Source organism: Sphingobacterium sp. UBA7625 (assembly GCF_002484085.1).
GTDB lineage: Bacteria > Bacteroidota > Bacteroidia > Sphingobacteriales > Sphingobacteriaceae > Sphingobacterium > Sphingobacterium athyrii.
This window is the reverse complement of sequence record NZ_DLJD01000063.1, coordinates 86,575-108,361: the sequence shown is the minus strand read 5'-3', so window position 1 is coordinate 108,361 and position 21,787 is coordinate 86,575. Positions and strand designations below refer to the sequence as shown.

14 protein-coding genes are annotated in these 21,787 nt (G+C 39.9%); 13 read left to right on the top strand and 1 reads right to left on the bottom strand.

Annotated elements, in window-relative coordinates; genetic code table 11:
- Positions 1-9: 9 nt before the first annotated feature.
- Genes B4G94_RS27265 through B4G94_RS27255 form a run of 3 tightly spaced genes read left to right on the top strand, consistent with a single transcriptional unit; the run spans position 10 to position 3,794 of the window.
- Complete coding sequence (locus B4G94_RS27265) at positions 10-1,605, top strand: RagB/SusD family nutrient uptake outer membrane protein (protein WP_286863257.1); 1,596 nt, start codon at positions 10-12, stop codon at positions 1,603-1,605.
- A gap of 2 nt (positions 1,606-1,607) precedes the next feature.
- Positions 1,608-2,498 (top strand): zinc-binding metallopeptidase, encoded by an 891-nt coding sequence (locus B4G94_RS27260; RefSeq protein ID WP_286863254.1) that lies wholly within the window; start codon positions 1,608-1,610, stop codon positions 2,496-2,498.
- A 6-nt stretch (positions 2,499-2,504) separates the two neighbouring features.
- Complete coding sequence (locus B4G94_RS27255; protein WP_286863252.1) at positions 2,505-3,794, top strand: DUF4302 domain-containing protein; 1,290 nt, start codon at positions 2,505-2,507, stop codon at positions 3,792-3,794.
- A 759-nt stretch (positions 3,795-4,553) separates the two neighbouring features.
- Here B4G94_RS27255 and B4G94_RS27250 read toward each other — a convergent pair.
- Positions 4,554-4,739 carry a hypothetical protein gene (locus B4G94_RS27250; protein WP_286863250.1) on the bottom strand — a complete coding sequence of 62 codons (186 nt, stop codon included), beginning with the start codon at positions 4,737-4,739 and terminating at the stop codon, positions 4,554-4,556.
- A 100-nt stretch (positions 4,740-4,839) separates the two neighbouring features.
- Between B4G94_RS27250 and B4G94_RS27245 the strand changes: the two genes are divergently transcribed.
- From B4G94_RS27245 to B4G94_RS27200, 10 genes are all read left to right on the top strand, one after another.
- Positions 4,840-5,367, top strand: coding sequence for an RNA polymerase sigma factor (locus B4G94_RS27245; RefSeq protein WP_286863248.1), 528 nt, complete (start codon positions 4,840-4,842; stop codon positions 5,365-5,367).
- Positions 5,368-5,413: 46 nt separating this feature from the next.
- The gene (locus tag B4G94_RS27240; protein WP_286863246.1) at positions 5,414-6,571 is read left to right on the top strand and encodes a FecR family protein; all 1,158 of its coding nucleotides are present in this window, start codon (positions 5,414-5,416) and stop codon (positions 6,569-6,571) included.
- A gap of 248 nt (positions 6,572-6,819) precedes the next feature.
- Entirely contained in the window at positions 6,820-10,452 is a 3,633-nt protein-coding gene (locus tag B4G94_RS27235; RefSeq protein WP_286863243.1) for a SusC/RagA family TonB-linked outer membrane protein, read from the top strand.
- A 12-nt stretch (positions 10,453-10,464) separates the two neighbouring features.
- The gene (locus B4G94_RS27230; protein ID WP_286863241.1) at positions 10,465-11,964 is read left to right on the top strand and encodes a RagB/SusD family nutrient uptake outer membrane protein; all 1,500 of its coding nucleotides are present in this window, start codon (positions 10,465-10,467) and stop codon (positions 11,962-11,964) included.
- Positions 11,965-11,975: 11 nt separating this feature from the next.
- The gene (locus tag B4G94_RS27225) at positions 11,976-13,412 is read left to right on the top strand and encodes a substrate import-associated zinc metallohydrolase lipoprotein (RefSeq protein ID WP_286863239.1); all 1,437 of its coding nucleotides are present in this window, start codon (positions 11,976-11,978) and stop codon (positions 13,410-13,412) included.
- 1 nt (position 13,413) lies between these two features.
- Complete coding sequence (locus B4G94_RS27220; protein ID WP_286863237.1) at positions 13,414-14,751, top strand: DUF4302 domain-containing protein; 1,338 nt, start codon at positions 13,414-13,416, stop codon at positions 14,749-14,751.
- 362 nt (positions 14,752-15,113) lie between these two features.
- Positions 15,114-15,389 (top strand): hypothetical protein, encoded by a 276-nt coding sequence (locus B4G94_RS27215; RefSeq protein ID WP_286863235.1) that lies wholly within the window; start codon positions 15,114-15,116, stop codon positions 15,387-15,389.
- Positions 15,390-15,948: 559 nt separating this feature from the next.
- Entirely contained in the window at positions 15,949-16,380 is a 432-nt protein-coding gene (locus B4G94_RS27210) for a nuclear transport factor 2 family protein (protein ID WP_108634994.1), read from the top strand.
- 295 nt (positions 16,381-16,675) lie between these two features.
- Positions 16,676-17,740 (top strand): IS110 family transposase, encoded by a 1,065-nt coding sequence (locus tag B4G94_RS27205; RefSeq protein ID WP_108634995.1) that lies wholly within the window; start codon positions 16,676-16,678, stop codon positions 17,738-17,740.
- Between the two features lie 476 nt (positions 17,741-18,216).
- Entirely contained in the window at positions 18,217-21,735 is a 3,519-nt protein-coding gene (locus B4G94_RS27200; RefSeq protein WP_286863232.1) for a SusC/RagA family TonB-linked outer membrane protein, read from the top strand.
- Positions 21,736-21,787: the final 52 nt, after the last annotated feature.

Below are 21,787 nucleotides of genomic sequence, written 5' to 3'. Positions count from 1 at the left end.
GTAATTGAAATGAAAAGGAATAAAAAAATATATATAGCAATTGCATTGATTTGTGGAATGAGTCTATCGTCCTGTAATAAGTTTTTGGATGAGATGCCAGATAATCGTGCAAAACTTGACAATGAAGCTAAAATAGATAAATTGCTGGTTTCGGCTTATCCAGAAGTGGCCTATCTCGTCAGCGCAGAACTATCATCGGATAATATCGATGACTATGGGCCTACAAACCCAAATAGCGAGCGTTACATCCAGGAGCTATTTCGTTGGAAGGACGTTACTGACAACCAAGACGAGGGGCCTAAAGAGGTTTGGGAAGCTTGTTACAAGGCAATAGCAAGTGCAAATGCCGCATTGAAGTCTATTGAAGAGATGGGAAATCCAGTAAGCTTGAATCCTCAACGTGGGGAGGCCTTGGCTACAAGAGCTTATAATCATTTTATACTTATTAATTTGTTTGCGCAGCATTATTCAAAAGCGAATGCGGCAACAGATATGGGCGTCACCTATATTACTTCGGTAGAAGTAGATCTCGATCCGAAGTACGAGCGTAATACTGTCCAAGAAGTATATAATCATATCGTATCGGATCTGGATGAAGCGATCCCGTTGATTGATGACTCCACGTTTGGCGCCACGCCCAAATACCATATGAACTCCAGGGCTGCCAATGCCTTGAGAGCGCGAGTTGCCTTATATATGCAGGATTGGGAGAAAGCAATCAGCTTTGCAAATGCAGCAATAGGGGTTAATCCGACCAGCTTGCAACGAAATTATGCCAGGATTGCAGCGGATGCTGTTGGTACTAGAGGGTTTCCAAACGGAGCAATATCTTACAATAGAAGCGATGAAAAAGCTAATTTGATGATAGCTACTGCGGCTACGCAACACGGTGTAATATTTGGTCCTTATACGTATGGATCTAGGTATTCCCATGGCGCATTGTTGGGTGAAACGGAAACAGCATTGGCCAAAGGTCCTTATGGACAACTGGGGTCTACTGGTTATGTATTACGCGCTTTTGTGTATGGTGGAACAAATTTAGATAAGGTTTTATTTCCTCGCGTTTCCTATATGTTCGAATATGTGGATCCTGTGGCTGGAATCGGTACTCCTCGCGGAGTTTATGCCCCATTTACAACAGAAGAGACGATGCTGGTAAGAGCTGAAGCACTTATTCATTTGAAACGTTATGATGAAGCAATTGTGGATATGAAGCGTTGGGTAGACAATGCGTTGGCCAGACCACCAGCGACGTTTACCGTAGCGACTGTAGACACTTGGGCAAATGGAATAGATTATTCTTCTGCAAAAGCACCGACAGCAAAGAAAAAACTAGACCCCAAGATGATACCATTTGAAGCCGGTACACAAGAAAATATGCTTCATGCGCTGTTGTTCTTACGTCGGGTAGAAACTCTGCACATGGGAATGCGTTGGTTTGATGTTAAACGCTATGGTATTGAAGTAGAAAGACGTGTATTGAATTCCGCTGGTAATATAGCTACTGTGGAGACGGAAACAAAATTAATCGCAAGAGACAAAAGGGCTGCGCTACAGATCCCTTCTGAAGTTATTGCAGCTGGTTATACCCCTAATCCAAGATAATTATGAAAATATTAAATAAGATTACTGTGTTGTTGTGTTCTTCGGTGCTTTTATTTTCTTGCTCCGAGGAGAAACTGAATCCCGAAAGTATATTTAATGATCAAAAAGTTGAAAGAAACGAATTAGACAGTTATATAGATCAAAAATATACCAAGGACTATAATATTGCGATACTGTATAAATTTGTTGAAAAGGAGTCGGATTTGAATTATAATCTAAGTCCGGCAAGTTATGAGAGTTCCGTCAGAATGACGAAATTATTATACCATCTCGGTATTGAGCCCTATGATAAAATCACGGGAAGTAAGGAATTTATCCAGAAATATTTTCCAAAGGTGCTAAACTATATAGGATCAGCAGCTTACAGGAATAATGGGACATTTGTACTTGGTACGGCTGAAGGTGGTGTTAAGATTACCCTTTACCTGTTGAATGAATTGAATGCGCAAACAGGTAAGGATGTGGCCTTTCTCAATTATTATTATTTTCACACCATGCATCATGAATTTGGTCATATTTTACATCAAACCAAAGGTTACCCCGCTTCTTTTGAACAGATTACTGGAGCGCGCTACGTGTCAGATTCATGGAACGATCTCTATGAATCTGATGCGGACGCAGCCGCAATGGGGTTTGTTTCACCATACGCTGCCTCAGAGCCTAACGAAGATTTTGTAGAAACTTATTCCTATTACATTACGTTGTCACCGGCACAATGGAACCAACGCATAAGTAGTGGCGGGGCAGAAGGGAAAGCTTTGATTGAGGCTAAACTTGATATTGTACGGACTTACTTCCAAAAAACCTGGAACATTAATTTGGATGAGTTGCGTGATGAAATTTTAGCCAGACAAGCGGATCTACCCAATTTTGATCAAACATCTTTAAAATAAGGAATTATGAAATTAAAATATTTAGTAATCTTAATCTTACTTCCGTTTTTAATGGTTACTTCATGTAAGCGGGACGATGATAGAATATTTGATACCAATGCCACGGTTAGGATGACCGAAGCTGTGCAACAAGCATATACTGTTTTGCAGGCAAATAAAGCGGGATGGATGATGAAGTTTTATCCCAGCAATAATCAGGAATTTGGTGGTTATACCATATTTAGCAAATTTATATCGAATGCGGAAGTTACCCTAGCTTCAGATCCTTTTACTGGATCTGAAACCAGTTCCTATTCCATTTCTCCGGAATCGGGTCCTGTCTTAACCTTTAACGGATATAATAAGCAAATACATTGGTTTTCAGAACCTGGTATGGACAATGGCGGCATCGGTGCCGATGATAGCGGTATGCGTGGTGATTTTGAGTTTATTGTGCTTAAAGCAACAGCAGATTCAGTCGTCTTAAAGGGAAAGAAAAGCGGTAGCCATTTGGTCATGTTACCTCTGAAAGAAGGGGAATTTGAAAGGTTATCTACAACCTACCAAGAGGCTGCGGATAAGTTTAAACAATTTATGGTTTATAAACTTGAAACATCAGGAAATAAAACTGTAAGATTGGGATATGATGCGAAATTTCGAGTGTTTCATAATCCAACCGATGAACTGGCTGTAGGTATGGCATTTCGAGTGGTTCCAAAAGGCCTGGAATTCTATCAGAAATACACTTTAGCGGGGACATCTTTTGACTTTCTGAACTACGTTGAACCAACGAGCGGTTATCCAAATGGTTATTATACGGATGAAGGAAAGACCTTTAAAATACTACCTTCTACACCGCTTAACTTTTGGTTTAAAAATAATCTGTGGTCTATGTCTTTTAACAATACAGGAGCGTTTGGTAAACTCTATTGGACAGTAGGTAAAGGAATGTTAGCCAAGAATAATATTATTGTCAACAACGCATATATTGGTGGGACATCGGGCGTTTATGGGCTGATTTTTAACCTGCAAAATGGTGCTGTATTTGGAGGTGTTAGCCATTTTATCGAACCTGTTGAAGACACCGAAGACGAGGTTTATATTGAGCTGGAAGGATATGTTTTGGGTAATTTTCCACTTGCCTATTGGAGCGGTGGAATAAATTATCTTAGCGCACCGTTTGATCAAACGACGTTTAAAATTACGTCTGCAGATGGTTCGTTAACTCCGACTGCTATTACCTTGACGGATGTAACGAGTCCTACTAATTCTTTTAAGCTGTTCTTGAAAGATATTGATGATCCATTGAATAATTAGTTTGTATTTATTTCTCCATAAAATTGGATGGAGGTAAAAAAGGGGGGCTCGCAATAATTTTGAGCCCCCCTTTTGCATAGATTATCCATAATTAATTTGCCGGGACGCAAACACTTCCTCCCTTGTTGTAAACCAGTAAGCAGCCGAAGCAAACACGTAGCCTATCAAGGTAAATACTTGGCGCTGGGATGTAAATCCCTCGATCGTGGAAAAATTCCGATGGATAGAGCAAGTGAAAACGGAAAGGCTTCAAGCAAACAAGTTCATATTCGACAGAGACCGATCAGCAGAAGATGCAAACTACATATTCCACCAAATAGACACAGTTAGTGGCGAATGGTTCGCTTCGGCGAACGAAGTAAACCTTATATACTGTGGAAGAAACACAGTATTGTTCCATCGTTTCGCATACTCGGCTAATGCCATTAGTTTCTTGACTTAAGCAATTGCTTCCAAGGAAGAAGGATTCACATGGATAGCCAAAGTGTCCCGATAGACGGCATCAGGAAACTGTTATATATCTCAAGTAACACATGCGATAGTGGAAGAGAACCAATACAGCTGCTAAGCAACTGGATGAGCCTGACAAGTGAACACGTCGGCTCTGTAAGTAACCCTGTAGTCCAACCAAAGGATTACGGTCAGGGATGAAGCGATAACGAAAAGTGCGGAAACAAATGCGCCCTGAGGTATAATTATAATTCAGCTTTTTGTTTAAATAAATGTTGCGCGGAATTTTTCTCATATTTTTGTGACAATTCATTCTAAAAAAGAATTGTTATTTTCATTAATACCTAGTTTTCTTCCAATATTTTGTTTTTGATCTCCTCGATGTGGTTTATCTTTCGTTTTATAATAAATATTAACTGCATGATCCCGCGGAAAAAATGGAAAAATATTCCTTTTGAAATATTTTTCTTGCAAATAATAAAAAATATTAGCCATTTTTATAGCACAATTATTAAGCATCCTCATGAGATGTACATATATGTCCTAAAATATCCATCTAAAGAACACAATAGCTGGAAAAGGAAGTGATCTAACTATGCAGAAGGAAGAAGTATTATTCAAAACACACTATAACGGGCTCTGTCATTTTGCGTGGAAGATATTAGGTGATCTTACGGTCGCAGAGGATCTGGTGCAAGATGCTTTTATCGCCTATTTTAAAAATACGAATCAAGTTAGCGATAATGAGATTGCGATCAAAAACTATCTCTACAGTTCTGTGCGCTTCGCCTGCTACAATCACATACGCCACGAAAAGGTGCGTCAAAAATATTGGACTGTTGTTGGCTTTACAGAAGAAGACAATACTGCGCTTGAATTGAATATGATCCACAGTGAGCTCATTCAGGAAATCTATAAAATTATTGAACAAATGCCTGCCTCCTGCCAACAGGTCTTTCGATTGGGATACCTCGAAGGCCTGTCAAATCTTGAGATCACCAAAGAACTTCAAATTAGCATTAATACCGTGAAAACTCAAAAACAACGCGGTATGAAAATGCTTCTAAAACGCCTAAATCCAGAATTTCTCCCTCTTATTATATTTTTGTTAAAAAATATTTAAATTCTTGTCACCCCTTTCTTCGTCTTGCGTTTCTTTAGTGTAATATATGAAAGAAAACACAGGACATATTGCAGAAATACTTCGGAAGTTCCTTAGCGGTAACTTGACTGGAGAAGAGCAAAGCCAGCTTGACGACTGGTTAAATGCTAGTCCGCAGAACAAACTATTTCTGGAATCTTTTCGCCAGGCAAAGAATATGGAAGAAGATTTATCCATTGTTCGTAAACTGGATGCTAATAAGGCTTGGAACAAGCTAAATAATAAAAATCGTACTGGAATAAAATCAATTGGAAAATGGTCCTTAGGAATTGCCGCTTCCATTACATTTTTAATTGGATGCTTCGTACTATGGCGAACAGAATTCGCTGCTAATATCCCAAAAGAAAGACCTGTTGTTGCTGTACAAAAACAAGATATCGCACCAGCGACAAGTGGAGCAATTTTAGTGCTGGCAGACGGAACAAAGATCCCACTGGATAATGATTCTACGAAAACACTGACTAAAAACAATAATCTTGTTGGCAATAGCAATGAGCTGATAGTCAAAGCGACAGATCAGGCTGTTCCTGCACAATACAATTCGTTAATTGTACCAAAGGCAAGTTTTTATAAAATGACGCTGGTTGATGGTACAAAAGTTTGGGTCAATGCACTTTCTCAACTGAAATTTCCGGCGCAATTTTCAAAAACAGAACGTCGGGTCTTTCTCGACGGGGAGGCTTATTTTGAAGTGGCGCATAATCCGAATCAACCTTTTGTTGTGGAGTCCAAGGGGAATGAGATCAAAGTGTTAGGGACACATTTTAATGTGAATTCATATTCAAACCAAGTTCGTACAACGCTTGCGGAAGGAAAAGTTGAAGTAACGAGAAATAACCAGCATGTCGAACTATCACCTGGAGAATATGCATGGTCATCTCAGGATAATCTGATCAAAGGAGAAGCGGATTTGCAACGCGATCTGTCTTGGCACAACAATGAGTTTTATTTCAAAAAGGAAACGATCGTAGATATCGCTCATCAATTATCAAGATGGTATGATCTGGATGTGAAATTCAGGGGAAACGTACAGCTGGACAAGGAGTATACGGGAAGTATCGAGCGTGATGTTAAACTATCTCAAGTGCTGGAAATGCTATCCTATGTAAGTAACCTCAAATTTGAAGTGGATGGAAGAAAATTGATCATAGAAACAAAAAGCTAAATAATATCTAACTAAACCCAAACCCTTTGCTTATGACAAATTAATACCTAGCCCAAAGACTTTAAAAAAGAGAACAGGAATGTTGGCGCATCCCTGTTCAGAAAAATGTGATTATCAGGTCCTAAATTAAAAAGTGAACAATTAAACCCCAATTAACCACAAAGTGTAAATGTATGAATAACTTACCATTTAGCAAAAGGTGGTCCTTGATCCCTCAAGATCCACGTTTTTGTAAACCCTTGCGTATTATGAAAATTAGTACATGTCTTTTATTCGCATTTGTTACAGGTGTGCATGCCAAAGGTACTGCTCAGAAAGTCACCTTGAACATGCGAAATGCACGCATTGAAGAGGCATTATCTGCAATCTCCAAGCAGTCTCATCTGCGCGTACTGTACAGTGAAAATCTGAATTCGAAAGCGAGAATTTCAGTCAATGTCAAGAACGCCACTGTTGAGGAAGCACTCAACGCTGTATTGAAAAATAATAATATTGAATATAAGATTATTGCCAATACAATTTCTGTCAACAGTAATTTAAAATCCACCAATTCAAATGCATTAACTGCATCGTTACAACAACAGTCAATTACAGGTACTGTTAAGGATAAAGACGGAAAAGGACTGAGTGGCGCTACAGTGACCGTAAAAGGAACTTCAGTTTCTACCCAAACCGATGAACAGGGACGATTTAAGATAAATGCACCTAGTACAGCCACATTAGTTGTCAGATATGTCGGATTTTCCGAAATGGAAGTTGCTGTAAATGGTCGAGCAAATGTTCCCATCGTTTTAACGTCTTTAGACAACCAGCTAGATGTCGTTGATGTTGTCGCTACTGGTTACCAAAATATAGATCGTAAATTGTTTACCGGGGCATCCTCCAAAATAAATGCAAAGGATGCAGAACGGAGCGGTGTACCAGATATTACGAGAATGCTAGAGGGGCAGGCGGCCGGAGTTTCTGTCCAGAATGTTTCGGGAACCTTTGGGGCTGCACCTAAGGTTCGTGTCAGGGGAGCGACCTCGCTGTCTGGAGATAACAAGCCGTTGTGGGTTGTTGATGGAATTATCTTGGAAGATGTCGTCAATATTTCCAATGAAGCCCTCTCTTCGGGAGATGCAAATACTTTACTAGGGTCATCAGTGGCAGGTTTAAATCCGGATGATATTGCCTCCTTTACTATTCTGAAAGATGCAGCGGCAACTGCGATGTATGGTGCACGTGCCATGAATGGTGTCATTGTGGTCAATACAAAAAGAGGGGTGAATACAGAAGGTAAAGCGAAAGTAAATTATTCTGGAACATTTACGACTTATTTAAAGCCGAGCTACAGTCAGTTTGATATCATGAATTCGGCCGAACAGATGTCTGTTTTGCTGGAAATGGAAAATAAAGGCTATCTGGATCACGCTGCGGTTGCCAATGCTGCAAATGGTGGTGTTTTTACAAAAATGTATAATCAAATGTATGTTTATGATGAAAATACGGACTCTTTTGCATTGAAAAACACCCGTGGCGAAAGACTTAAATTTTTAGAAAGATACACCAAAGCAAATACGGATTGGTTTGATGTGCTTTTTAAAAATTCATTACTACAGGAACATTCATTGAGTATCACCTCGGGATCAAGTAAAGCACAGACCTATATTTCTACAAGTTATACAGGAGATAATGGACAGACTTTAGTGGACAATGTGAAACGTTTCACCGGGAATATACGCCAAAACGTTAAATTCTCAGACAAGTTCTCTGCGGAACTATTGATTAATGGATCAATTCGGGACCAGAAAGCGCCGGGTACATTGACACGTCAATCGGATCCTGTATACGGTTCTTATTCTAGGGATTTTGATATCAATCCTTATTCGTACGCATTAAATACCAGTAGGTTGATAACACCATACAATGAGGATGGTAGTTTGGAATATTTTACCCGAAACTATGCTCCTTTCAATATTATCAACGAGCTGAATACAAATTATATGCAACTACGGATGATTGATTTGAAGATACAAGGTGGTATCAAATATCGGATCATGCCATCTTTGGTTTACTCGATTGATGCGGCTTATCGTTATGCGCTTTCTGAAAGAAATCATTCTGTCCTGGAGAATTCCAATATGGCTTCGACATTTCGTGCAAATGCAAATACAATCGTCAATGATGGTAATAATTTCTTGTATAAAGATCCTGATTTTCCAAACGATCCAGCTGTTGTTATTCTCCCTAATGGAGGTTTCTTCAATACGACCAACAATGATATCAAAAATTATTACTTCCGACATAATTTAGAATTCGATAAGCAATTTAATCAAGACCATCGTCTTAATTTATTTGGTTCAATGGAGATCAGAATGGCTGATCGTCAGAATTCGGATTATGATGGGGTCGGATATCAATTTGCAAACGGCGGATTGGTAAATCCGAATTATAAGTATTTCAAAAAAATGATCGAAACCGGTGATGCTTATTTTGGAATGAACCATGGTAAAGACCGGAATGTCGCTTTTATGTTTCGGGGAGCCTATAGCTTTGCAGAAAAATATTCTATTAATGCCACTGTGCGGTACGATGGATCCAATAAAATGGGATCAACAAGTAATGTGCGATGGTTGCCTACCTGGAATATCTCAGGAGCATGGAACGTAGATCAGGAAGATTTCTTCAATAAAGGTGATGTGTTTAGTTCATTGCGTCTGAGAGGTACCTACGGTTTGGTTGCTAATATGGGCGACGCGTCCAATTCTACGACATTATATTATAACAGGATTACCTATCGCCCCTATGAGAATGAAAAGGAGACATCAATCAATATTTCCAGTTTAGCCAATAGCCAGCTTACATGGGAAAAATTGTATGAGTTCAATGTCGGTACTGATATCGGCTTGTTCAATGACAAGGTAAATATCACTATGGATTACTACAAAAGAAATATCTTCGATCTTTTGGGGTACTTGAAAACTTCGGGAATCGGAGGTCAAAACACCAAATATGCCAATTATGGAAAAATGAAGTCTTCGGGTTTTGAATTTACCATTGCGGGAACTCCCGTCAGAGGAGAGTCATTTAAATGGCGGACCCAGTTTAATTTTGCTTATAATACGAACAAGATCACGGAGCTTGAGGTAAACCCGAACATCTGGAACTTGGTTCGTGCTGAGGGGGCGCCAATGAAAGGGTATGCGCAACGCGGATTGTTTTCGCTCCAATTCGATGGATTAAATCCCCAATATGGTTATCCAACATACGTTGGTGTAAATGGTGAGCGGAATGAGCCTTATATTTATTTGCAGAACACGACCGATGTTAAATACCTGAAATACCATGGCCCGGTAGATCCAACATTTACTGGTGGATTTTATAATAATTTCTCGTATAAGGCTTTCACTTTATCCACACTCTTTACATTTGCGACAGGCAACTATGTGCGTTTACAGCCAACTTTCTCAGCAACCTATTCTGATATGAACTCCATGTCAAAGGATATGGTCAACCGCTGGCAAATGCCCGGAGATGAAAGAATGACCAATATCCCGGCGATATTGGATAAGTTCACGGCAGATAACAGGATTTATAGACCCAATGGATCCACAACAGATGCAATCTATCCATATAATGTATACAACTACTCGGATCAACGGGTTGCCAAGGGAGATTTTATTCGTTTAAAAAATGTAGCCATATCCTATGAATTGCCTAAAACTTTGGTGTCGAAGCTGCGATTCAGCACAGCGCAAATTTCACTCGTGGGAAATAATATAGCCTTGTTATACTCGGATAAAAAGCTGAACGGTGCTGACCCAGAGTTTTTTAATAACGGCGGTGTAGCAATGCCTATCCCTAGACAGTACACATTAGCCGTGAAATTGGGATTCTAAAAAATGAACAAGATGAAAAGAAATTATAAACAAATTATACTCTTAACATTAGGTCTCTCGGTATTGAATACGAGCTGTAACAAATACCTCGAAGAAGAACCTGATATGCGTACACAGATTAACACCGTGGAGAAGTTATCGCAACTTTTGGTGACAGCCTATCCGGATCGGAATTATTATACCTTTGCGGAAACGGCCTCAGATAACGCCGAAGATAAAAGTGCAGCTTTGGCAGGCCATAATAACGAACCTTTTATCAGTCTTTATAATTGGAATGTTGTACAAGAGACAGGCAATGGTTCGCCTGCAGAATATTGGAATGCCTGCTATCGTGCAATAGCTGTTACCAACGAAGCCTTGGTTGCTATAGAAAAAGAAAAATTTGGTGCTGCTGCGGATCAATATAAAGGGGAGGCGTTAGTCGCCCGAGCATACTCTATCTTTATGTTATCAATTTTTTTTAGCAATCCTTATCAAATCGGCGGTGATAATTCAGGACTTGGTATTCCATATCCACTTCAACCAGAGACAACTACAAGGCCAGTTTATGAGCGAGGGACGGTTGCTTCTACCTATGCACAGATAGAAAAGGACTTGGAGGAAGGTCTAGCGTTGTTAAAAGGGGCGAAGTACGAAGTGCCACATTACCATTTTACGCAACAGGCAGCGTTCGCTTTTGCCGTCCGCTTCTACCTCTTCAAAGGCGATTGGGATAAGGCGATACAATATGCCTCTGCCGTTTATCCTGATGGTAATTTTAAAGGAAATATCCGTCAGTATGTAACGGATTTAAATCCGAGGTCCTATGCGGAATATCGGCAAGAGTATACAAAGGCAAGCAAGTCATGGAATCTGCTGTTAGCGAATACATATTCAGTTTTTCAGCGCAGTAGCGGGGCTGGAAATGCGCGCTATAGTTTCGGTGAAACAGTAAAAAATATCTATACCGGTAACACAGTGTATGGGGCCAAATTGATTAATAAATTTGGCGTATATACAGCGCCAAACTATACGACGAACAAGTTTAATGAATTATTCTATTATACAAATTTTCAAGCTGGGACAGGATATCCTTACATTATGACGCCGCTTTTAACTGCCGATGAGGTACTATTGAACCGTGCTGAGGCATATGTGCAAAAAGGAAGCTATGATCTGGCTTTAAAGGATCTCAATGACTTTGGTACAGCCAATATAGATGCGTATAACCCTACAGCTCACGCCTTGACTATTCCAAAAATTAAGGACTATTTCCAGACAAATGCTGGCTTAACTAATTTATCAGACAAAGATGCAGTGATCATGGCTATTCTTGAAATCAAACGTATTGCATTTATGCAGGAAGGAATTCGCTGGATGGATATTCTAAGACATGGTTTGACTGTAAAACACAATTTTATAGAAGCAAGTGGAAATGAAACATTCCAAACTTTGGATAAAAATGATCCGAGACGGGTATTTCAGATTCCTCAAGATGCTATTAATACCGGAATTCCTGCTAACCCTAGATAGATATTGCTGTTATGAAAAGATATTTCCAATATATTATTACAGGCTGTGTGCTTGTAATGATGACGATTACATCCTGTTCAAAAGATAGTGATAAGCTGGATGTTGATATGAATAGTTTTAACACTGATTCCGAGGGAAACAGTGAAGTGGATCAATGGTTGATGAGCGAATTGACGGATCCCTTTAATATAGAGGTTATTTACCGTTTTGATCGCAACTTGACCGATGTCTCCAAAGATATTGCGCCAGTTGCCATAGATAAGGTTAAACCAATGATGGAGGCTGTATTAAACCTTTATTTGAAACCTTATCAAAAGGTTGCGGGGAATAAATTTATCAAGACGCTTGCCCCGAAACAGTACCTATTATATGGCTCGGTTTCCTATAATACGAATGGATCAGTTACCTTGGGTACAGCTGACGGAGGACGGAAGGTGACGTTATATGGCGTTAATAGTTTCAATGCTGCAACGGTAGAAGGAGATAATGGTGTACGTCGCAAATTAAGAACAATACATCATGAATTCACCCATATACTAAATCAGAATGTGCCTATTCCATCTGATTTTGAGGCGGTGACTAAAGGCGATTACTATGCAGATTGGACCAATTCGTCCAATACCGATGCGGTGGCGAAATCTTTGGGTTTTGTAAGCCGTTATGCCCGTGGACAGTATACGGAGGATTTTGCGGAGATGACCGCTCACCTTCTGGTTGAAGGACAGGTCTGGTTTGACAATTATGTTGTGTCAGCTCCAATTTCTGCCCAGCAGAAATTGCGCAAAAAAGAAGAAATTGTGGTTCGTTATTTCAAAGATGCTTTTGATGTTGACTTTCGTGTATTACAAACTGAAGTTCAGAATGCTTTCAAAACATTGTACAGTGCAAAAGATCCAACGGACTTGACCCAGACCTTGGCGAATTGGATCAATACCAATAAAGTTGCTACGATTACTTTTGACCCCAGTTTCCCAATTTATAATCAGTATGGGATCTCGTCAACATTTAAAACGATCTGGAACAACTTTAAAAATGCAGTCTCCACACAGGAACCATCAGGAAATAGACGTTATCCACAGACTTTGCAGCTACGTTTTTCATCGGATAATATCATGACACTTCGCGTTACTTATTTAAATAATGCGCAAACGTCCACATTGTTCGCGGATTATGACTTTGATCTTAAAGCGACTCCAAGTACAGGAGAAGTGACTTTTAGTAAACGTATGCCAGAAGGAACAACAACGGCACATGGCAATGGTGCTACGATATATTTCAAAGATTATTTCGAACGCTATCTACTGCCATATTTCACGAATAGAGTTTTTATCGCTGATTGGCTTCCATCGGGAATCGGTTCGACAGATCCATTGTATCGCACTTATGGTGGATTTTATGAAAAGGGAGTAACGGCAAATTATTTTTATGGACCAATAGAACTTAAATAATATGAACAGAATATTTTTTAATTTTTTGGCAGGCTGTCTTCTTTTTGCTGTAGCGTGTAAGAAGGACGATGTCGAGAATGTATTTGGACAAAAACCAGAAGAGCGTATTTCGGATACGCTCACATATATCAGAAATGAATTGGTCAATGCACCCAACGGCTGGAAGGGGGGATTTTCTACGGGAGCAAAAGGTGGTTTTGGATTCTATTTTAACTTTAAAAATGATCAGACCGTGGATATGTTGAGTGATTACTCAACATCTTCCGGGAATGAATTGAAATCATCCACCTACCGTGTCTCGCCATTGTTTACACCAACATTGATTTTTGACACCTACAATTACATTACGATTATGCAGGATCCAGCACCGGATGCGGGTGGTGCTGCAGGATCGGGATTTAAAAGTGATATTGAGTTTCTGTATGAACGGCACAATGCGGATACATTATTCTTTACGGGTAAAAAATACCGTCAGCCTTTTACACTGATCAGGCTTTCAAAAGAAGAACAGGAAAGCTATTTAAATGGGGGATTGAATAAATTCAATACTGATTTTACAAATCTCCTGAACACTAATTACGGCTTTACTTACTTTGATAATGCTGGTGGTGGAAAGATTAGCCTTGAAATCGATTACGTTGGTAAGATGGCTAATTTTGTCTACGTTAATTCTTCTGGCGGGATTGACAGCGTCTATCAGACTTCTTATTACACAACCTCCTCATCTTACAATTTGGTTAAAGCTGTTAAGATTGTGGACAAACAAATCAGAAGCTTTGTGATAAAGGGAAATGTTATAGAGGGTGAAACTACCGACAATACGACGACAATTTTGAAAAGCCAGACGTCTCCAGCACTTTACAGTGTTTCAGATGCCTTTGGAAATAGTAAACCGTTTAAAAAGATGGTTAGTAGAGGTAAAGTCAATGGAGTAGATGCAAACGTTGCTATTTTTGATCGTGTAACCGAATTGTTCAAGGCAAGTGGAAGGACGATTAACAATATGTACTTTACAATGACAAATAGCAGTTCAGCCATTTTCTATATTAATTATACATCTGGAACCTCAACATTTATTGCTTCGGCAACTTACACCTACCGACGGGAAGCAGATCGAATTTATCTGAAACGTACCGGTATTGATGGTGGAAATAATTGGAATACAAGAGCAACACAGGTAAAACCCGTTGATGATCTATTCGGAGATGGTTCAAAAGAACTGGAATTTAAATTTGATTGGGTCTTTAGCTCGGATCCGAATGTTAAACTTCCAGTAGCAGCAATCCGGTCTATTGCCAATCCGACCAATATGCTCTATGGTAAATTGCAGATTCAATAAGAAACTTTGTTTCTGATAATACTGGATAAATTTTAGTGGAAGAGCACCAGGGCTATATTAATTGTAGTCTTGGTGTTTTTTGTAACGGTATTTACCTCCTCAGGAATTGATTAAATTATAGGAATTTTTTAAATATTAGCATTATGAAAAATAAATGATTTCAATCATTGAACGATGACGATCGAAATAGTTGAACCGAAAGTGAAGAAAGTTGTCCAAGATCTCATAACGCACAGTTTGTCCAACTTCTTTAGCTAATATTGGTCGCAGCCGGACGATGAGGTTGTAGTCTTCAATTTGATAATTATGCAGATTGGTTTCCGATATTCTTGTTAGGGCGGTAACAGAGACAACGAAAAATTATGTTTGAAAATGTAAGATCTGCATTGTTAGTTCTTTTTAAGAAATTAGATGGATGTGTCCACTATATCTCGTCAATATTGGGATCGAAGAAGGCATACGTGCCAAAGCCGAAGCTTAAAAACTTAGTACACCGTAGCATTGTAAAAGGATATTATGTGAATGGCGATAAAAACTTTAGATTAGCATTAAGTTATCCGCTTGAACAGCAGCTTGTGATCAATAAAGATAAAATCGATGATTTTGCGAAATGGTTATTGGGAGATCACGAGAAGTAATTTAAAGTTTTCCACAGGATGTTAATAACCTTGTGGAAAACGTATAAGGCATCTTATTGAAAAATAAGGTGTGACCGAGACCATATTAAACGTACAAAGTATCAGAGGCCAATTCCGGACAAAACGATCAGCATACTATGTAACGAATTTGTCTGTACACCGATCCTAGTTGGATTTACGATCGTATACTTCCAAATCATTCACCTTATTATCCAAGTTTGTGTTGGCAACAGCGACTCGAAATCGCACCATATTTAAATAGTGTGGCCTATAATTTTCACATTTACCGCTCCAATTGCCCCTTTCACCGACTTTTACCCTATGTTAGTCTAAATGTAATAAAATCGCAGGCTGCGTTGTCTTACTTTTGAATCAGAAACCATCATGAGTTATATCAGATTACAAATAAAATATTGGATCTCTTGCTCATGATAGCTTCATTGCCGATAAGAAAAAAATTAAAGAATGAAACTTAAAGGAAATGTTGCAACATAATCAACATTCCTGCGACTACTAGAAAAGAGACAATAAAAACTAACACTATAAAGTAGAAAAAATTATGAAAACTTTAATAAAAACATTCGCAGCAGCAGCTTTGATCGCCGTATCAACATGTACAATGGCAGCAGGTAATCCTGGAAAGGTATTGAACCTATCTACAGCGGACCTGGCCATTGATAGCTATGTATCTGTGATGACAGAAGGGATGTCTGGTGGTGTAGAACAATTATTTGCTGCCGATTTCAGCCAAAAGATTCAAGGTGAAAATGCACGTACAAATAAACGCTCAGAAGTGATTTCCTTTTTGAAAAAACAAAAGGGTGAAAAGTTAAACTGTAGTACCAAAACGGAGATTCTTGAAGAATCCGAAAATTATATGGTGGCACGCATTACAATGAAATTCGAAACATTTACAAAAACCGACCTCGTGACCTTGATGAATGAATCCGGAAGCTGGAAGATCGCGAGCTCGGTTAACTCATATAAATAGAAACTGTTTAATTAAATTCATATGTTTATTTTAAGCCACGTCGTGATGATGTGGCTTTTATTTTTACTGAGAAATTAGAAAAGGTCATTATATTGTTGTTATACAAAATGTATTGGCTGTTCGTGTGAGACGAGATGTGGCTAGGTAAACAGATCGTTATACCGTAAAAAAGGAATTGTCCACACGATTTTATTCTCAGGAGTCTGAACAGTACTTAAGGCCGCTATTTCGAGCCTGGATAAAACAAAATGATAGACGAAGGAGGATTAAGTCGATACGATTTAAATTCTTGACTATGGCTATTAGTAAACAATGCATTGGGATAGATATCTCAAAAGCGACATTCACAGCATGTCTGTGTCAGTGTTCAGATGATGGAGAATTAGTGTTCTCCAAGACAGTGGATTTCAGTAATGATAGCAAAGGGTTCAACCAGTTTCTGCGTTGGGCCAAAGGAGTCATTGCGAAAGATGCAGCACTTGTTTTTTTGATGGAGGCTACCGGTGTGTATTATGAGAACCTTGCCCACCATCTGCATAAGATTAAGAAAAGGGTTCATGTTGTTCTTCCCAATACGTCAAAGCACTATTTTTCGAGCCTCAATATCAAGACCAAAACGGATGCTGTTGATGCACGGATCCTGAGTCAATTCGGTGTAGAAAGGATCCATAAGGCATGGAGTCCTCCTCCACCAGTCTTATTGCAGCTGAGAAATCTGACCAGATACCATGTCCAGCTACAGGAGCAGAAAACGGCATTAGGTAACATCAAACATAGTAAGGACTGTTCGCATGCTATCCAGATCTTTATACTAAAAAGCAATAAAAAACTTATTTCTGAGATAGATAAGGAGATTGGCAGATGCATCGGGGAAATCAACAGGCTGGTAAAGTCAGATCTGGGGCTCCATAAAAAAATAGAGAAGCTTGCAACAATAAAAGGGATTGGAATGATCACCATGGTTACCATTCTTGCCGAAACAATGGGGTTTGAACAGTTCGGTAGCGCCAAACAACTTGTCAGCTATGCTGGATACGATGTTGTTCAGCGGGAATCTGGGACATCTGTAAAAGGAAAAACCAGGATCTCGAAAAAGGGGAACAGGTATATCAGGAATGCGCTGTATTTTCCGGCTATGGTAGCTTGTAGGCATAATTCTGTGCTAAAGGAAGCTTACACGAGAATCATCCAGAAAAAGCCGTCAAAAATGGTCGGACAGGTTGCCGTACAGAGAAAATTATTAATCTTAATGTATACACTTTGGAAAAATGATACCGTGTTTATAGAAAATTATAAAGTAAGTAGTCCCGATCCGAAAACCGAGACTACACTAGATAGTTCAGAAGCTGAACTTCTTTAGAATACAAAAATACTTTTTTGTCTAAATATTTGGAATTTAAAACAGTACCTTTTTTGTTTGATTTTACAAATTTTATCTGAATAATATTTTCGGCTTTAGTGACTGGGTACACCATTTCTATTAGGAAGATCTTCAAGTAATTGCGGTTCTAATCCAAAAGTGTTCTGCGGATTTACAGCATTATAAGAAAAAATATTTTATAATTAATTTTAGTGTCAACGTTTTGATATTTAGCTTGTTAATAATGTGTCTATTGTGAGTGATAACTGCGCTGTTGGTATTTTTTTCAAAATAAATATCAATAACTGATAACAAATTAGATTTAAGGACGTTTTATTATCTATAAGTATATGTAACAAAGTTGATATAAATAGACTTGTGGGAAAGGTGTGATGTTCAGCCTTTTGTTGTATGTATTTCATTTTCGCTTGGAACGTAATTATTTCAATTAGATTCTTATTATAAATATTTAACGTATGATGCATCCCCTAAACCACACTCTTCTGTTAGCCTGCGGTTTTATTCTTTTCTGCCACCCAGGGCAGGCGCACACGATCGAAATTAAGTATCCTGCTAATATAGCTTCTTTTGCTAAACCGCCTTCTTTTCTTGCGCTTGATACTATCGGGATTAGTGGTAAAGTCACGGATTCATTGGGAACAGCACTCTCGGGAGTGGTCGTCACCGAAAAGAAAACGGGTAATAGCGGTCTGTCAGATGAAAAAGGAGCGTTCAGACTTTCAGCGGATCCCAATGGTGTATTAGTTTTTATAAAAACTGGATATGCTATTAAAGAAGTCTTTGTAAACAATCAAAAACTGATAGAAGTTGCCTTGTCAGCCGGTACGACGAAGGCTGTAACCGATTCGACAGCGCGAAATAAAGATTCTACTGCTACTGTTGCTGCTGGTCGGGATAGTATTACAAATGTCTCCGCTGGCCAGGATAGCACGACAAAAATAGTTGCCAATCAGGATAGTGCGACAAGAGTTACAGGTAGCCCGAATAGCGCTGGCGGGGTGTCCGCAGGAAAAACATCAGTGACCGGGACTGTCACGGGACCTAAGGGCCCCCTGCCGGGAGTTACCGTAGCGGTAGTCGGGACAAATGTGTCTGCAAGTACGGATGAAGCTGGTAAATTTCAGATTGCTGCTGGTCCAAAGAATCAACTCAGATTCTCTTCACTTGGTTTTGAAGCGATCACTCAACTCGTTGGAGATCGAAAGGATATACAGGTGGTACTTAGTGGCGAAACTAAGGTGCTTGATTCTGTGCAGGTTGTAGCGGTTGGGTATGGTACGATGGACCGCGCTACGCTACCGAGTGCGGTATCGAGTATTGGTGCCAATGAAATCGAAGACGAGGTATTGCCAAGTATTACCCAGGCAATACAAGGTAAGGCAGGGGGAGTTCAGGTGACACAGAAGTCCGGTTCGCCGGGCGGCGGGATCAGTATTCGGGTAAGAGGTACAACATCGATAAATGCCAGTTCGGACCCACTATACGTTGTCGATGGCATTCCGGTCAACAGCACCACCAATTTTACTGGAGGGTCTACCTTTGATTTTGGAGGTGGTACCCAAGGGATCAATGTGCTATCCTCGATCAACCCTTCGGACGTTCAATCGATCGAAATATTAAAAGATGCGGCATCCTCATCAATCTATGGTTCGAGAGCCGCAAACGGTGTAGTGCTAATTAGTACGAAAAAAGGGGTGGCTGGACAAAGTGAGTTCAACTTTAATATGTACGAGGGATTCTCACAGGTACCTAAGGAACGGTATTACGATTTCATGAATACCGAGCAGTATCAGGATTATATGAAAGATTATTACAAAATCTTACAGCAACAGGATCCTAAAGCAGTCATTCCCGAGCAGATATTTGCCAATCCTAATGTCAATACGAACTGGCAGGATGCCATATTCAGAAATGCATCAACCAGGAGCTATGAACTTTCATCAAGAGGTGGGAGTGAGAAGACTCAATATTATACTTCTGTCGGCTACATGAAACAGGGCGGTGTACTGTTGGGATCCGACTTCAATCGCATAGGCGGTCGTATAAATCTGGACCACCAGCACAATGAGAAATTGAGATTTTCTACGGCTATCAATCTAACTAGGGCTGTCAACCACCGTGTGCAGGAAGAAAATTCAAAAGAAGGTGCTACCAAAAGTGGTATATTTTCTCCGCCAAACTTAGCGGTGTATGACCCAGCTGGAAACTTTGTCTATGACCAGGTTAGAGCGACACGTGAAAATCCCGTCGCTATGCTAACGCTCCCAACCAATGAAGCGCAGACTTTTCGGGTACTGGCAAATGCCAGCGCGGAATACAATATTGTTCCCGAGCTCTTACTGAAGACAAGCTTTGGTACTGATATCAGCTTTATTGATGAGACCTTCTTTATGCCTCCTGTTGGACTTCGTTCCTATGCTAGCCAAGGCGGTATCGGCGCTCGCCGGAATACCCGCGACCAGCTTTGGATAAATGAGACAACCTTGACCTATGATAAAAAATTCGGTGACCATAGCATCAATGCTTTGGCGGGATTTTCAGTTCAGGAATCCAGACTTGACTTTGTACATGGACAACGTTCAAATTTCCCGAATAATGATATTCCTTATATCACTGCCGGAGGTGTTATTACCGGTGCAAATTCTTATCCCGAAGAATGGGCGATCGCCTCTGGATTTGCCCGCGCAACATATATTTATAAAGATAAATACATCCTTAATGCAAACGTGCGGTCGGATGGCTCTTCACGCTTTGGAGCTGACAATCGGTGGGCAGTATTTCCATCATTCGCAGGAGCATGGCGACTTACAGAGGAAGATTTCCTAAAGGATTCTAAGGTGATCAATGATTTAAAACTTCGTGCGAGCTGGGGGATTACTGGGAATCAGAACATCGGCAACTATGCCAGTCGTTCACTATATTCTAGTGGCTACAACTACATGGGACTCGCAGGCTTTGTGCCGAATGTGTTGGGCGATCGTAATTTAAAATGGGAAACCACCAATCAATGGAATGTTGGTGTTGATGCCGGGTTCCTGGGAAATAGAATTTCAATATTGGCAGATTACTATTATAAGAAAACAACAGACTTGTTAATCGGACTGCCTATCCTGACCAGCTCAGGTTATCTCAACCGATTTACAAACTCTGGTGATATAGAAAATAAAGGCTTTGAATTTGAACTAACGTCCAAGAATTTGGTAGGTGAATTCAAGTGGACAACTTCGCTGAACATGACTTTTAATAGAAATAAAGTAGTTGCTTTACCTGAGGGATTGACAGAAATGCGTGGCGGGGTAGGTGATCTGAACCGTGCCATAGTGGGACAACCCCTTGGCGTATTCTATGGCTGGCAAGCGACGGGTGTCAATCCACAGACTGGGATGATCGATTACCTCGGTGCGGATGGCTCTGCCGTAACACCGACAGACTACAAAGATCAAAGGATGATCGGCGATCCTAACCCATCTTTCTTTGGTGGAATTACCAATAATTTTGCTTATAAGAATTTTGATCTAAGTATTCAGGGGCAATTCACCTATGGGAATGACATCTTCAATTACAATCTGGCATCAGGACTGGAAGGATTCAACCCGAGTTCCAATCAGTTTGTTGACTTTGTCGATAGATGGAGAGCACCCGGCGATATTACCGACGTTCCGAGGCCGGCACCCGGCGACCTGAACAACGGGGCCATATCATCAAGATTTGTCGAAGATGGCTCATTCTTTAGAATTAGAAATATCACGTTTGGTTATACATTGCCGTCCAGCATCGCAGAGAAAATTAAAATGAAAAAGCTCCGATGGTACGCTACGGTACAGAATGCTTTTGTATTCACAAATTATCGAGGTTATGATCCAGAGGTAAGCTCAAGCCACGGTGGTGCCAATACAGGACTGATTTATGGATATGACTACGGTAGTTATCCGCAACCGAGGATATTCACTACTGGTGTTAACGTAACTTTCTAAACTGCGTGAGTAAGGAAGATGAAGTTTGCCTTTTAGAGACAAGAGGAATAAA

Bases quoted from the DNA above. Each gene is read 5' to 3' on its own strand.
- B4G94_RS27265 (WP_286863257.1), top strand. From the start codon at position 10: ATGAAAAGGAATAAAAAAATATATATAGCAATTGCATTGATTTGTGGA.
- B4G94_RS27230 (WP_286863241.1), top strand. From the start codon at position 10,465: ATGAAAAGAAATTATAAACAAATTATACTCTTAACATTAGGTCTCTCG.
- B4G94_RS27215 (WP_286863235.1), top strand. From the start codon at position 15,114: ATGTTTGAAAATGTAAGATCTGCATTGTTAGTTCTTTTTAAGAAATTA.
- B4G94_RS27200 (WP_286863232.1), top strand. From the start codon at position 18,217: ATGATGCATCCCCTAAACCACACTCTTCTGTTAGCCTGCGGTTTTATT.
- B4G94_RS27205 (WP_108634995.1), top strand. From the start codon at position 16,676: ATGGCTATTAGTAAACAATGCATTGGGATAGATATCTCAAAAGCGACA.
- B4G94_RS27260 (WP_286863254.1), top strand. From the start codon at position 1,608: ATGAAAATATTAAATAAGATTACTGTGTTGTTGTGTTCTTCGGTGCTT.
- B4G94_RS27210 (WP_108634994.1), top strand. From the start codon at position 15,949: ATGAAAACTTTAATAAAAACATTCGCAGCAGCAGCTTTGATCGCCGTA.
- B4G94_RS27245 (WP_286863248.1), top strand. From the start codon at position 4,840: ATGCAGAAGGAAGAAGTATTATTCAAAACACACTATAACGGGCTCTGT.
- B4G94_RS27225 (WP_286863239.1), top strand. From the start codon at position 11,976: ATGAAAAGATATTTCCAATATATTATTACAGGCTGTGTGCTTGTAATG.
- B4G94_RS27240 (WP_286863246.1), top strand. From the start codon at position 5,414: ATGAAAGAAAACACAGGACATATTGCAGAAATACTTCGGAAGTTCCTT.
- B4G94_RS27255 (WP_286863252.1), top strand. From the start codon at position 2,505: ATGAAATTAAAATATTTAGTAATCTTAATCTTACTTCCGTTTTTAATG.
- B4G94_RS27235 (WP_286863243.1), top strand. From the start codon at position 6,820: ATGAAAATTAGTACATGTCTTTTATTCGCATTTGTTACAGGTGTGCAT.
- B4G94_RS27220 (WP_286863237.1), top strand. From the start codon at position 13,414: ATGAACAGAATATTTTTTAATTTTTTGGCAGGCTGTCTTCTTTTTGCT.
- B4G94_RS27250 (WP_286863250.1), bottom strand. From the start codon at position 4,739: ATGGCTAATATTTTTTATTATTTGCAAGAAAAATATTTCAAAAGGAAT.